This is a genomic window from Micromonospora sp. NPDC048835 (assembly GCF_040649995.1).
Taxonomy (GTDB): domain Bacteria; phylum Actinomycetota; class Actinomycetes; order Mycobacteriales; family Micromonosporaceae; genus Micromonospora.
On record NZ_JBEZGM010000001.1, the window covers coordinates 1 to 13,065 of the forward strand.

Here is a 13,065-nt window from a genome sequence, read left to right on the forward strand (position 1 = left end):
CGCCGCACCCTGACCTGGGACTGCGGCACCGAAATGGCCGAACACGCCGCCCTGAGCATCGCCGCCGGTATTGATGTCTACTTCGCCCACCCCCACAGCCCCTGGCAACGCGGCACCAACGAGAGCACCAACCGATGGATCCGCGAATACCTACCCCGCGGCACCGTCATCCCCAACGACCACGACCACCTCAACGCCATCGCCGACCGACTCAACAACCGACCCCGCCGTATCCTCGGCTACAAGAAGCCCAAAGAAGTCTTCGCCGAACTGCTGACCAGCCAGATTGCTTCCACCGGCTGAGCACGGGGTTGCCTCCCGGCAGCGCGAGACCACTACATCCAGGATCGAGCACGATCATGAGGGGCCGCGCGAACGTCACGTCGCCAGGTGGCGCGCATCGGGGTGCAGTGCGGCGCACATTGGGGTGCAGTGCGGCGCACATCAGGGTGCAGTGCGGCGCGCACCGGGGGTGTACGGCGCGCTACGGCACTGCGGGGCGGTGCGGTGCGCATTCGGGTGCAGTGCTGCGCGAAGCGGCACCGCGGTGCGGCGCGCATTGGGGTGCAGTGCGGGCGGGTGTTCGGTGAGCGCGGGTGGGTCAGGGGGCCGGGAAGAGGTGGGCGTGCAGGGCGGCCGGGTCGGTCATCTCGGGTAGGCCGCGGGCGGCGAGCCAGGCTGCGGCGGCGGCCCCGTCGCCGGCGGTGCGTAGTGGCGCGTCCGGCCAGTGTCGGGTGATCTCGGCGCGGACGGCGGTGGCCAGTGGGGTGTCGGCGGTGAGGAGGCCGCCGCCGAGCACGATGGGTGTCACGGCTCCGGTGGGGCGGATGCGGCTCACGCTGTCGCTCAGGTGCGTGGCGGCTTCGGTGATCAGCGCGGTGGCGACCGGGTCGCCGTGGGTGGCCGCGTCGATGACCAGCGGCGCGAGTCGGGCCAGCTCGATGGCGGGTCGACGGGTCACCGTCTGGATGGTGGCGTCGACGGTGTCGCGGGGGCGGGCGGCGATGTCGGCGCTGCCCAGCAGCTCAGTGAGCACTGTGGTGGCCAGCGCGCCGAGCCTGCGGTCGGCGTCGAGGTCGGCGAGGAGCCGGCGTACCGCTTCCCGGCCGAGCCAGAAGCCGGAGCCGGCGTCGCCGAGGAGCCAGCCGTGCCCGTCGGCGATCCGGTCGAGCCGCAGGTCGTGCACCTGCGCGGTGATCGCCCCGGTGCCGGCGATGAGGATGGTGCCGTCCGGGGCGGCGGTGCCGGAGGCGTACGCGACCAGGGCGTCGCCGTGCACCTCGTACGGGCAGCGCAGGCCGGCGTCGTGCCAGGCCTGGTCGAAGGCGGCCCGCCCGGCCGGGTCGGCGAGGAGCCGGCCGGCTCCGGCGAGCCCGATGGTGCCGGCGGCCACCCGGGTCGGGTCGACGTCGGAGAGGGCCTCGCGCAGGGCGGTGAGCAGTTCGGCGGCGGCGTGTTCGGCGCCGTGACTTGTGGGGTTGCCACCGCCGGCGCGGCCGGTGCCGACGCGTTGCCCGGTGAGGGTGAGGGCGGTCGCCCGGGTGGACGTACCGCCGACGTCGAGGCCTACCACGACGGTGTCGGACATCGGCACGGGTCTCCTTGCGCGGAACGGCGATCTGGCCTGTTCATGCTGGTCGGCGGCGTCGTGCGAGGCAAGTTGTGGCGGGCGTGGAGGGCTGTGCGGCAGGTAACAGTTTGAAAACTTCGCCCACAGTCTTGACACGGAGGGGCGTTCAGTAAGAACTTTTACCACTAACAGTTAACAGTCTTTTCGGAAAGCTGAGGCTACTCATGGTTGATCACGAGGTGGACGCCGCCGCGGGGACCGCGGTGGTCGACGCCGACGTGATCGAGCGGAGAAGCTCCGCCTCCGACGGGGTGCTGGCCCGGGTCCGCAACGGGCTCGGCGAGTTGACCGGAGCGCTGCGCCGGGTCGCCGAGCACGTGCTCAGCGACCCGGAGGCCGCCGCCCGCTCGACCATAGTCGAGCTGGCCGAGCGCAGCGGCACCTCACCGGCGACCATCACCCGCTTCTGCCGGGCGATGGGCTTCGAGGGGTACGCGGACCTGCGGCTGGGCATCGCCTCCGAGACCGGCCGGGCCCGCTCGGCCGGCTGGACCGTCGACATCGGACGGGAGATCCAGCCGAGCGACCCGCTCGGACGGGTGCTCGACCAGATCATGGCCGCCGACACCCGGGCCATGCACGACACCGCCACCCTGCTCGACCTCACCGAGGTGGAGCGGGCCGCGGTGGCGATCGCCGGTGCCAGTCGGGTGAACATCTTCGGCGCCAGCGGCAGCGCCCTGGTGGGCGAGGAGATGCAGTTCAGCCTGCACCGCATCGGGGTGGCGGCGTGGGCGTGGAACGACGTGCACGAGGGGCTGGCCAGCGCCGCGCTGCTGCGGTCGGGGGACGTGGCGCTCGGCATCTCGCACACCGGGCAGACCCGGGAGACCATCGAGACGCTCGCCGAGGCCGGCAGTCGGGGCGCCACCACGCTCGCGCTCACCGGCTTCCCCCGCTCACCGTTGGCCGAGCTGGCCGACATCGTGCTGCTCACGGCCAGCCAGGCGACCACCTTCCGGCCGGACGCGCTCTCCGCCCGGCACCCACAGTTGGTGGTGCTCGACCTGCTGTACATCGCCGTCGCCCAACGCACGCACGACCGCGCGCACGCGGCTTTCCGGCGTACCGCGCAGGCCGTCGACGGGCACAAGGCAGCGAAGGGAACCCTCTCATGATCAGCGCCCAGGGGTACGCGGACGCCGTCCGCCCGGTCCTCGACCGGCTGCTCGACTCGGAGGCCGACGGGATCACCCGGGCCGCCGACCTGATCGCCGACAGCCTGCGCGACGGCGGCGTGCTCCAGGCGTTCGGCGCCGGGCACTCGGAGGCGTTCGCCGCCGAGCTGGTGGCGCGGGCCGGTGGGTTGGTCCCCACCAACCGGCTCTCGGTCCGGGACCTCGTGATGCACGGTGACGCCCCGCGTGACGTGCTCGCCGACCCCAAGCTGGAACGTGATCCCTCCATCGCCCACCAGATCTACGCGCTCGCGGCGCCCCAGCCGCGCGACGTGTTCGTGGTGGCGTCCCAATCCGGCATCAACGGCTCGGTGGTCGAGCTGGCGGCGCTGGTCACCGAGCGCGGTCACCCGTTGATCGCGGTCACCTCGGTCGAGCACACCGCGCGGGTGGCTCCACGGCACCCGTCCGGGCACCGGCTCGCCGACCTCGCCGACGTCGTGCTGGACAACGGCGCGCCGTACGGCGATGCACTGCTGCCGCTCGAGGGCGGCGGCGCGGTCTGTGCGGTCTCCTCGGTCACCACGGCGCTCCTGGCGCAGCTGTTGACCGCGGAGGTCGTACGACGGTTCCACCAGGCCGGGGAGGTACCCCCTATCTACCTCTCCGCCAACGTCCCCGGCGGGGACGAGCACAACCTCGCCCTCGAGTCGCGGTACGCCGGACGTCTCCGGCGTACCGCATGACCCGAATTCCACAAGGAGAGACGACGATGTCGATTACCCCCGAACACCCGGCCGCACTCGACCGTCGCACGGTGCTGCGTCGTGCCGCCGCCGTGGGCGTGCTCGCCACTCCGGCCATCGGCCTGCTTGGCGCCTGCGCCACCAGTGGCAGCGACGGTGACAACGAGCAGGTCGCCGGCGGCACCAAGAGCGAGAAGAACCCGCTGGGCGTCAAGGAGGACGCCGCGATCGAGGTGGTCATCTTCAACGGTGGCTACGGCGAGAAGTACGCCACCGACGTGCACGAGCCGCTCTACAAGGCGGCGTTCCCCAAGGCCGAGGTCAAGCACCAGGCCACCCAGGCCGTCTCCACCGTGCTCCAGCCCCGGTTCGCCTCCGGCAACCCGCCGGAGTTCGTGAACAACTCGGGCGAGAAGCTGATCGACTTCGGTTCGCTCGTCGCCGATGGTCAGCTCCAGGACCTCACCGAGCTGTGGGACGCGCCGTCGGTCGACGACCCGGCCAAGAAGGTCCGCGACACGGTGGTGCCCGGCACCATCGAGGCGGGTTCGTTCAACGGCAAGCCGTACGTCCTGTACTACGTCTCCACGGTCTTCGGTATCTGGTACTCGGCGAAGCTGTTCAAGGACAACGGCTGGGCGCCGGCCAAGACCTGGGACGAGTTCATCACCCTGCTCACCAACATCAAGGCCAAGGGCATCACGCCGTACGGCTACGCCGGTGCGAACGCGGCCTACTACCAGTGGAACGTGATCCTCACCCAGGCCGCCAAGATCGGCGGCACGGACGTGCTGAAGAACATCGACAACCTGGAGGACGGCGCCTGGAAGCAGGACGCCGTGAAGCAGGCTGCCGCCGCGTGGGCAGAGGTCGGGGCGAAGTTCAGCGACAAGAGCTTCGAGGGCCTCAAGCACACCGACGTGCAGTTGCGGCAGAACCAGTACAAGGTGGCCCTCTACCCCAGCGGTGACTGGATCGAGGGCGAGCAGAAGAAGGACACCCCGGCCGGCTTCGACTACCAGCTCATGCCGGTGCCGAGCCTGACCGCGTCGGACAAGCTGCCGGCCACCGCGCTGCGGGCCACCGCGGGTGAGGGCTACTTCGTCTCGGCGAAGAGCAAGAACCCCAAGGGCGGTCTGGAGTACATGCGTCAGATGCTGTCGAAGGCGGGCGCGAAGGGCTTCACCGAGGTGGTCAAGGCCCCGACCGTGGTCACCGCCGGCTCGGAGGGCTTCTCCTTCCCGCCCGGTGTGGCCAGCTCGCAGGCCGCGCTCAAGGCGGCCGGTCAGGACGTGTTCAACCTGTACTTCGACGGCTGGTACAAGGAGCTCGACACGGAGGCGCGGACCGCCACCAACGAGCTGATGTTCGGCCGGATCAACGCCGACGCGTTCGTGGAGCGGATCCAGAAGCGCGCCGACGCCATCAAGAAGGACAGCTCCGTCACCAAGTTCAAGCGCTGATCGATCGGAGCTAGGGTCATGCGGCACGGCAAGTATCCATTCGTGATCGGGTTCCTGTTCGCCCCGGTCGCGCTGTACGTGACATTCGTGATCTGGCCGTACGCGCAGGCGTTCCAGATCTCGATGACCAACTGGCGGGGGCTGTCCGCCCCGCAGTGGGTGGGCTTCGACAACTACCGGAGGTTGCTCGACGATGGGGCCTTCTGGAAGGCGGTCCAGCACCACGGCGTACTGCTGCTTGCCCTGCCGCTGATCACCATTGCCATCGCGCTGTTCTTTTCGTTCCTGCTCAACGTGGGCGGCAAGAGCAGCGGTGGTCAACGCCAGGGGGTCTGGGGGTCGAAGTTCTACCGGGTGGTGTTCTTCTTCCCCCAGGTCCTGGCGGTGGCCATCATCGCGGTGTTGTTCCAGATGGTGTACCGGCCGAACGAGTCCGGCCTGATCAACGGTGTGCTGATGAAGTTCGGCCTGGAGCCGATCCTCTTCCTGGTCAAGCCGAACCTGGCCCTGTGGTCGATCCTCGCGGTGCTGGTCTGGCAGGCGGTCGGCTTCTACGTGGTGCTCTTCTCGGCGGGCATGGCCTCCATCCCCGGTGAGATCTACGAGGCCGCCGAGATGGACGGGGCGACGAGGGTGACGCTGTTCTTCCGGGTCACCCTGCCGCTGCTGTGGGACACCCTCCAGGTGGCCTGGGTGTACCTCGGGATCGCGGCGTTCGACGCGTTCGCCATCGTGGCGGTGCTCTCGGTGGACGGTGGCGGGCCGGACGGCGCCACCACCGTGCTGGCCATGGAGATCTACCGCAACGCGTTCGTCTACTCGAAGTACGGCTACGCCTCGGCGATGGGCGTGGCGTTGTTCTTCCTCACCCTCACGTTCGCGGCGTTGACGCTGCGGCTCAGCAAGCGGGAAAGCGTGGAGTACTGATGAATCCGCAGTCGACGCTGCCGCCGACCCCGGCCGCGCTGCCGCCGAAGACCGGCGACCCGTCCGCCCCCGCCCGGCCGGGGCCCAAGGACCCTCGCTCGGAGGTACGGCTCTTCGCCGGCCTGGGGCACGTCGCGCTCGCCGTGTGGGCGGTGATCGTGATCGTGCCGATCCTCTGGACCTTCCTCGCCGCGTTCAAGAACACCAGCGAGATCTTCAGCAGCCCGTGGACGCTCCCGGCCGAGCTGCGGTGGGAGAACTTCGGTCGGGCCTGGACCAAGGCGCACGTCGGCAGGTACTTCGTCAACAGCGTGATCGTGGTGTCGTGCAGCACGTTCCTCACCATGCTGCTCGGCTCGATGGCCGCGTACGTGCTGGCGCGCTACAAGTTCTGGGGCAACCGGGCGGTCTACTACCTGTTCGTCTCCGGGTTGGCCTTCCCGGTCTTCCTGGCTCTGGTGCCGCTCTTCTTCGTGGTGAAGAACCTGGGTCTGCTGGACACCCACACCGGCGTGGTGCTGGTCTACACGGCGTACTCGTTGCCGTTCACGGTGTTCTTCCTGGCCGCGTTCTTCAAGACGCTGCCGTCGTCGGTGGCCGAGGCGGGGATGATCGACGGCTGCTCGCACACCCGGTTGTTCTTCCAGGTGATGATGCCGATGGCGAAGCCGGGCCTGATCAGCGTGGCGATCTTCAACATCATCGGCCAGTGGGCGCAGTACCAGTTGCCGTTGGTGCTGCTCTCCAACGCCCAGGACAAGTGGGTGCTCACCCAGGGCATCGCCGACATCTCGGTCAACGCCGGTTACGAGGCGGACTGGTCCGGGTTGTTCGCCGCGCTGACCATCGCCATCCTCCCGATGATCATCGTGTACGCGGTGTTCCAGCGTCAGATCCAGGCCGGCCTCACCTCGGGCGCGGTGAAGTAACAGACGCTCACCGCTCGCCGGTCGGGGTGTGCCAGGAGCGCCACAGCGCCGCGTACGCCCCGCCGGCGGCGACCAGCTCGTCGTGGCTGCCGATCTCGGTGATCCGGCCGTCGGCGAGCACGGCGACCCGGTCGGCGTCGTGCGCGGTGTTGAGCCGGTGCGCGATCGCGATGACCGTCCGCCCGACCAGCACGGCGGCAAGGGCGCGTTCGGTCCGCCGGGCGGTGGTCGGGTCGAGCGCGGCGGTCGCCTCGTCCAGGATCAGCGTGTGCGGGTCGGCGAGCACGAGCCGGGCCAACGCGAGTTGTTGGGCCTCGGCCGCCCCGAGCTGACGGGCGCCGTCGCCGAGCTGGGTGTCCAGGTCGTCGGGCAGCTCCGCGTACCAGTCGGCGCCCACGGTGAGTAGCGCGGCGCGCATCTGTTCGTCGGAGGCGTCCGGCGCGGCGAACGCCAGGTTGTCGCGTACCGAGCCGATGAAGACGTGGTGCTCCTGGGTGACCAGGGCGATCCGGCGGCGACGCTCGGCCGGGTCGAGGTCGGTGATGGGGCAGCCACCGATGCTGACCACGCCCTGGCGGGGCGCGTCGATGCCGGCCACCAACCGGGCCAGGGTGGACTTGCCGGCCCCGGACGGGCCGACGATGGCCAGCCGTTCACCGGGCTGGACCTCCAGGTCGATGCCGTGCAGCACGTCCGGTCCGTCGGAGTAGGCGAACCGCGCCCCCCGGACGACGAGCCGCTCACCAGACGACGACGCCATCCTGCCGGGTGACTCCGGCGGGACCAGGCCGACGCCGAGCACCCGGGCGTACGAGGCGAAGCCGCGCTGCGCCTGCTCCGTCCAGATCAACAGCCGGTCCAACGGCTCGATCGCCTGTTGCAGGTAGAGCGCGGCGGCGACCACCGCGCCGAGCGACACCATGTCCCGGGTGAGCAGGAAGCCCCCGACCAGCAGGATCATCGCGATCGGGAGCGGGTAGCTGGCCTCGACGACCGAGAAGAAGACGGTCCGCAGCGCGAGGGTGGCCCGGCGGGTACGCCACAGCACGGCGACGCGGCTGGTGCCGTGCCGGACGCGGTCGTCGGTCAGCCGCAGCGCCTCCACGGTGCGGGCGCCCTCGGCGGTGGTGGTCAGCGTCTCGGTCAACTCGGCGGCTGCCGCGCCCTCGGCGAGGTACGCGGGGCTGGCCCGGCGCAGGTACCACCGGGTGACCGCGACGATCGACGGGAGCCCGGCGAGCGCGGCCAGCCCGAGCAGCGGGTGCAGCAGGAAGACCGCGCCGAACAGCAGCGTCAACTGCACCGAGGTGATGACGATCGTCGGCACCACCTCCCGGACGGTGGTGCCGACCGTCGCGACGTCGACCGAACTGCGGGTGGCCAGGTCCCCGGAGCCGGCGCGCTCGACGACCGAGACCGGCAGGCCGAGGGTCCGGGAGACGAACCCCTCACGCAGTTCGGCGATGGCGCGTTCGCCGAAGCGGTGGCCGGCGTACTGGGCGTAGCGGGTGAGTACGGCGCTGGCCACGACACAGCCGGTGATGGCCAGCGCCAGCCGGTCGACGGTGGCCACCCCCGCGCCGGCGGTGACCCGGTCGACGATGGTGCCCAGCAGCCACGGCGGGGCGAGCCCGGCGACGGCGGCGGCGCAGTGCAGCGTCAGCAGGACCGCGACCGCCCGTCGTTGCCGGCTGATCAGGTCCCGCAACGCTCGGCGTACGGTGCGGCGGTCGGCCACCGGCAGTCCGGTCACCGGTACACCTCCTCGGCGTCGGCCGGGTTCTCCAGGTCGGGGTCCTCGCTGCCCCGGGCCACCAGGTGGCGGTAGCCGGGGTCTCGGTCGAGCAGGTCGGCGTGGCTGCCGGTGGCGGTGATCCGGTTGCCGCTCAGGTACGCGACCAGGTCGGCGCGGCCGAGCAGCAGTGGCGACGTGGCGATCAGCACGGTCGTCCGTCCGGCCCGCGCCGATCGCAGCCGCTCGGCGATCCGGGCCTCGGTGTGCGCGTCGACAGCCGACGTCGGGTCGACGAGGATCAGCACTTCCGGCTCGTGGTGCAGCGCCCGGGCCAGGCGGACCCGTTGCCGCTGGCCGCCGGAGAGCGTGCGACCGCGGGCGTCTATCGGGGTGTCCAGCCCGGCCGGGAGGGCGTCGACGACGTCCTCAGCCGAGGCGGTCCGCAGGGCCGCGCCGAGTCGCTCGTCGGTGTCGTCGGAGCCGGCGCGCAGGATGTCGCGCAGGGCGCCGGCGAAGACGTACGAGTCGTGGTCGGCGACGAGGATCCGGGCGCGCACCTCGTCCAGGGCGATCCCGGTCAACGGCACGCCGCCCCAGGTGACCCGGCTGGGCACGTACCGACCGAGCCGGTCGGCCAGGGCCAGGGCCGCCGCCGGGTCGTCCGCCGCGACCCCGGTCAGCCGGCCGGCGGGCACGGTCAGGCCGGTCACCGGGTCGTGCAGGTCGGCGGGTGCGGCCGGGCCGGCGGGCGCGGACGGGTCACCCGCGCGGCGCGCCTCGGGCACGGCTGCCGGCCACCGGCGACCCGGCCCGCCGACGTCGTCAGGTGCCACGTTCAGCAGGTCGGCGATCCGCCGGGCGGCGACCCGACCACGGATGAGCTGGTGACTGCCCTCGAGCAGGAACCAGACCGGCACGATCAGGGTCGCCACGTAGCCGTAGACGGCGACCAGCTCGCCGATCGTGACGTCACCGCTCACCGCCATCCGGGCCGTCAGCCACACCACCGCCGCCAGGAACAACCCGGGGATGGCGATCGTGGCCGCCTCGATCCAGCTGTTGACCGCGCCGACCCGGTAGCCCTCGGCGCGCAGCTCCTGGGACCGGGCCGCGTACCGCCTGGCGAACAGGTCCCGACCACCCACCCCGGCGAGCACGCGCAGCCCGGCCACGATGTCGCCGGACCGGGCGGTGAGCGCGCCCTGCTGCCCCCGGTAGACCGACTCGACCCGTTCCAGTCGGCGCAGCAGCGGCCCGATGACCAGCCCGACCACCGGCACTCCCAGCAGCACGCAGAGGGCGAGCAGCGGGGAGACCGACCAGAGCAGCACGGCGATCACCCCGTACGCCACGACCGCGCCGACGCCCGGCCCGGTCAGCGTCAGCACCTGCGCCGTCCACTCGATGTCGGAGCCACCGACGGTGGCCACCTCACCCGCGCCGACCCGGCGCGGCAGCACCGCGCCGATCCGGGACAGGTGACGCAGCAGAACCTCCGCCGAGCGGGCCTTGGCGTCCTCGCGGATGAAGGTCATCGTGCGGTGCCGCATGATGCCGAGGTAGGACTCCACCACACCCCCGAGGACGATCACCACGACCCAGAACGCCAGGGCGCGGGTGTCGCGTTCGCGCAGGCCGTCGTCGACCGCGCGGGAGATCAGGTAGGGCCGGGTCGCGAGCCCGATCATCCAGGCCGTGCCGATCAGGCTGCCGCGCAGCACCCGCCAGGGTTGGCAGCGCACCAGCCACCACAGGTACCGCATCGGACCGCGAGTGTCAGGAGTGCCGGGATCGGGATGCGGGATCTGCATGGGCACCTGGTCACGCTACCGAGCGGCCCCGACACCGCACCGACCCGGAACGGGTGAGGTGCGCCTCCGTTCCTGTCGCAGGTGGGAGGCAGAATCGCGTTCGTGCTGGTGGCGGTGGTGTCCGACGAGCGGGGTGGGGGTGTGCTGTGCCCGCTGGACGCCGCCGGCCAGCCGACCGGCCCGGCCGAGGCCGTCGTCGACCTGGCCGCCGCGGTCGCCGCCCGGGAGGCTGCTGCGCACCCACGCTGGGTCTGGTCCAGCGCCACGCTGGTCTACCCGTCGCTGCTGCGCGACGGCGTCCGGGTCGACAGGTGTCACGACGTGGAGTTGACCGAGGCGTTGCTGCTCGGGCACGCGGGCCGCTGGGGTGAGCCCCGCTCGCTGGCCGCCGCCTGGGCCCGGCTGACCGGCGCGGCGGTGCCGCCCGACCCGCCGCCGCGCGCCGCCGCGCCCCCCGGGCACGGCCAGGGCGCGCTCTTCGACACCCTGCCCGGCCCGTCGGGCCCGGGCATCGAGGCACTGACCCGGGTGTACGCCGACCAACTGGCCCGTGTCGCCGCGACCGAGCACCCCGGTCGGTTCCGGTTGCTGGTGGCCGCCGAGTCGGCCGGCGCGCTGGTCGCGGCGGAGATGGGCGTCGCCGGGCTGCCCTGGCGCGCCGACGTGCACAACGAGATCCTGCACGGGCTGCTCGGTGAGGCGTCCCCGGTCGGTGGGCCGCCGCGCCGGCTCGCCGAGCTGTCCGCTCGCATCGCCGACGCGCTCGGCGTACGCGGCCTGCACGCCGACTCTCCGGCGGAGCTGCTCAAGGCGTTCGCCCGGGTCGGGGTGGAGCTGCCCAACACCCGGGCCTGGGTGCTGCGCGGGGTGGACCATCCGGCGGTCCCGCTGCTGCTGGAATACAAGGAGCTCTACCGCATCTGGACGGCGCACGGCTGGGCTTGGCTCGATCAGTGGGTGCGCGACGGCCGGTTCCAACCGGAGTACGTCCCGGGTGGTGTCGTCTCCGGCCGGTGGGCCACCCGGGGTGGTGGCGCGCTGCAGATCCCGAAGGTGATCCGGCGGGCGGTGGTGGCCGATCCGGGTTGGCGGTTGGTGGTGGCCGACGCCGGTCAGTTGGAGCCTCGGGTGTTGGCCGCGGTCTCCGGCGACGAACGGCTGGCGGCGGCGGGCGGTGCCGGTGACCTCTACGCGGCCCTGGCCCGGGACTCGTTCGGTGGCGACCGGGCCAAGGCCAAGGTCGCCCTGCTCGGCGCGATGTACGGCCAGACCGGCGGGTCCGCGGTGCCCGCGTTGGCGGTGCTCAAGCGCAGCTACCCGACGGCGTTCGGTTACGTCGAGGCGGCCGCTCGGACCGGCGAGACGGGTGGCCTGGTGCGGTCGTGGCTGGGGCGCACGTGCCCGCCCGGTTCGGCCGGGTTCGGTGACCTCGACGACGAGCCGTCCGATCCGGTGGGGGCGCTCGACCCGCACAGTCCGCGGGCGCGGGCCGCCCGGTCCCGGGGGCGTTTCACACGCAACTTCGTCATCCAGGCCACGGCGGCGGAGTGGGCCTCCACGTTGCTTGCCACGTTGCGCGCGGAGCTGTCCGGCACCGACGCGGAGCTGGTCTTCTTCCAGCACGACGAGGTGGTCGTGCACGCTCCCGCGGGTCAGGCGGCGGCGGTCGCCGAGGCTGTCCGCCGGGCCGGCGAGCGAGCCTCCGGTCTGCTCTTCGGCGCGACGCCGGTCCGGTTTCCACTGGACCTGTCCATCGTCGACTGTTACGCCGACGCGGCCTGAGCCACGGGCCCCGGTCGGGGCGGGGCGCCCCCGGGCGGTGCGGTGCACGGTCCCGGCCCGGCGTGTAACGGTTGTGCTATTTCTCCTTTTCGCCCCGCTACCCTCGGCTGGCCGTCCTCGTTGCAGTGTCCGTAGGAGGGGCCGATCGGTAACGGTCGGTCCCGTGCTGGAGGGGGCGCAGCTGAACGGGATCGCAGGAATGATCATCGCGGCGGGTGGCGGACGACGGATCGGTGGTCCGGAGGCGCTGCTGCACCAGGGGGACAAGCCCCTGGTCAACCAGATGATCGACACGATGACCGAGGCGGGATGCGAGCAGATCGTGGTCGTCCTGGGCGCCGCCGCCGAGCAGGTTCAGGAGACCGCCGACCTGAGCAAGGTCACCGTTGTGATCAACAAGGCGTGGGGCACCGGAGTCGGCTCGTCCATCCGGGCCGGCCTGGCCGCGATGGACGACGAGGGGATCGAGGCGGTGGTGGTGGTCCCGGTCGACATGCCGGGTCTGACCGCCGAGGCGGTCAGCCGGGTGGCCGCGCTGCCGTACCCGGACGTGCTGGTCTGCGCCACCTACGACGGGCTGCGCGGCTACCCGATGCTGTTCGGCCGTCGGCACTGGCCCGGCATCGCCACCCTGGCCAGCGCGGACGTGGGCGCCCGACCGTACCTGTTGGCGCACAAGGACCAGATCGTCGACATCGCCTGCGACTCGGTGGCCGACGGCAGCCGGGTCGACACCCCGGAGCTGATGGAGATGTACGGGCTCACCGTCCCGCCGCAGCGCGTCGGGGTCTGACATCGCGCCCTCGCCGCCCTCGCCGCCCCGCCTGTCCGCGTCGATCATGGAGTTGTGGTGCCCGAGTTGGGCGCGAGAGGGAAGCTTGTCCCCCACCACAACTCCATGATCGACGGGCGGGACGGGGTGGG

Annotated in this window: 11 protein-coding genes; 8 read left to right on the forward strand and 3 right to left on the reverse strand. The window is 71.7% G+C overall.

Features of this window, described 5'->3' with window-relative positions:
* The coding region (locus tag AB0C15_RS00005) for an IS30 family transposase (RefSeq protein ID WP_357346971.1) at window positions 1-303 on the forward strand (303 nt) is incomplete at its 5' end.
* A gap of 298 nt (window positions 304-601) precedes the next feature.
* Here AB0C15_RS00005 and AB0C15_RS00010 read toward each other — a convergent pair.
* Window positions 602-1,588, reverse strand: coding sequence for a BadF/BadG/BcrA/BcrD ATPase family protein (locus AB0C15_RS00010; RefSeq protein WP_357346973.1), 987 nt, complete (start codon window positions 1,586-1,588; stop codon window positions 602-604).
* A 206-nt stretch (window positions 1,589-1,794) separates the two neighbouring features.
* On the opposite strand from AB0C15_RS00010, the gene AB0C15_RS00015 reads away from it, so the two are divergent.
* From AB0C15_RS00015 to AB0C15_RS00035, 5 genes are read left to right on the forward strand one after another with little or no spacing between them, the layout of a single operon-like run.
* Window positions 1,795-2,748, forward strand: a complete 954-nt coding sequence (locus AB0C15_RS00015; RefSeq protein WP_357346975.1) for a MurR/RpiR family transcriptional regulator — start codon at window positions 1,795-1,797, stop codon at window positions 2,746-2,748.
* Window positions 2,745-3,494, forward strand: a complete 750-nt coding sequence (locus AB0C15_RS00020) for an SIS domain-containing protein (RefSeq protein ID WP_091403970.1) — start codon at window positions 2,745-2,747, stop codon at window positions 3,492-3,494. Before AB0C15_RS00015 ends, AB0C15_RS00020 begins: the two co-directional genes overlap by 4 nt.
* A gap of 26 nt (window positions 3,495-3,520) precedes the next feature.
* Window positions 3,521-4,957: an N-acetylglucosamine/diacetylchitobiose ABC transporter substrate-binding protein gene (ngcE, locus tag AB0C15_RS00025; RefSeq protein ID WP_357346977.1), complete on the forward strand. Its 1,437-nt coding sequence runs from the start codon at window positions 3,521-3,523 to the stop codon at window positions 4,955-4,957.
* Window positions 4,958-4,975: 18 nt separating this feature from the next.
* Window positions 4,976-5,884, forward strand: a complete 909-nt coding sequence (locus AB0C15_RS00030) for a sugar ABC transporter permease (protein WP_357346979.1) — start codon at window positions 4,976-4,978, stop codon at window positions 5,882-5,884.
* The gene (locus tag AB0C15_RS00035; RefSeq protein WP_357346981.1) at window positions 5,884-6,813 is read left to right on the forward strand and encodes a carbohydrate ABC transporter permease; all 930 of its coding nucleotides are present in this window, start codon (window positions 5,884-5,886) and stop codon (window positions 6,811-6,813) included. The genes AB0C15_RS00030 and AB0C15_RS00035 overlap by 1 nt, the downstream gene beginning before the upstream one ends.
* A gap of 7 nt (window positions 6,814-6,820) precedes the next feature.
* Here AB0C15_RS00035 and AB0C15_RS00040 read toward each other — a convergent pair whose 3' ends face one another.
* A complete protein-coding gene (locus AB0C15_RS00040; protein ID WP_357346983.1) occupies window positions 6,821-8,566 on the reverse strand; it encodes an ABC transporter ATP-binding protein in 1,746 nt (581 codons plus the stop codon).
* Window positions 8,563-10,311 carry an ABC transporter ATP-binding protein gene (locus AB0C15_RS00045; RefSeq protein WP_357346985.1) on the reverse strand — a complete coding sequence of 583 codons (1,749 nt, stop codon included), beginning with the start codon at window positions 10,309-10,311 and terminating at the stop codon, window positions 8,563-8,565. Before AB0C15_RS00045 ends, AB0C15_RS00040 begins: the two co-directional genes overlap by 4 nt.
* Window positions 10,312-10,431: 120 nt before the next feature.
* Here AB0C15_RS00045 and AB0C15_RS00050 point away from each other — a divergent pair, with 120 nt between their 5' ends.
* Window positions 10,432-12,141: a bifunctional 3'-5' exonuclease/DNA polymerase gene (locus AB0C15_RS00050; protein WP_357347865.1), complete on the forward strand. Its 1,710-nt coding sequence runs from the start codon at window positions 10,432-10,434 to the stop codon at window positions 12,139-12,141.
* Window positions 12,142-12,340: 199 nt separating this feature from the next.
* The gene (locus AB0C15_RS00055; protein ID WP_357346987.1) at window positions 12,341-12,934 is read left to right on the forward strand and encodes a nucleotidyltransferase family protein; all 594 of its coding nucleotides are present in this window, start codon (window positions 12,341-12,343) and stop codon (window positions 12,932-12,934) included.
* Window positions 12,935-13,065: the final 131 nt, after the last annotated feature.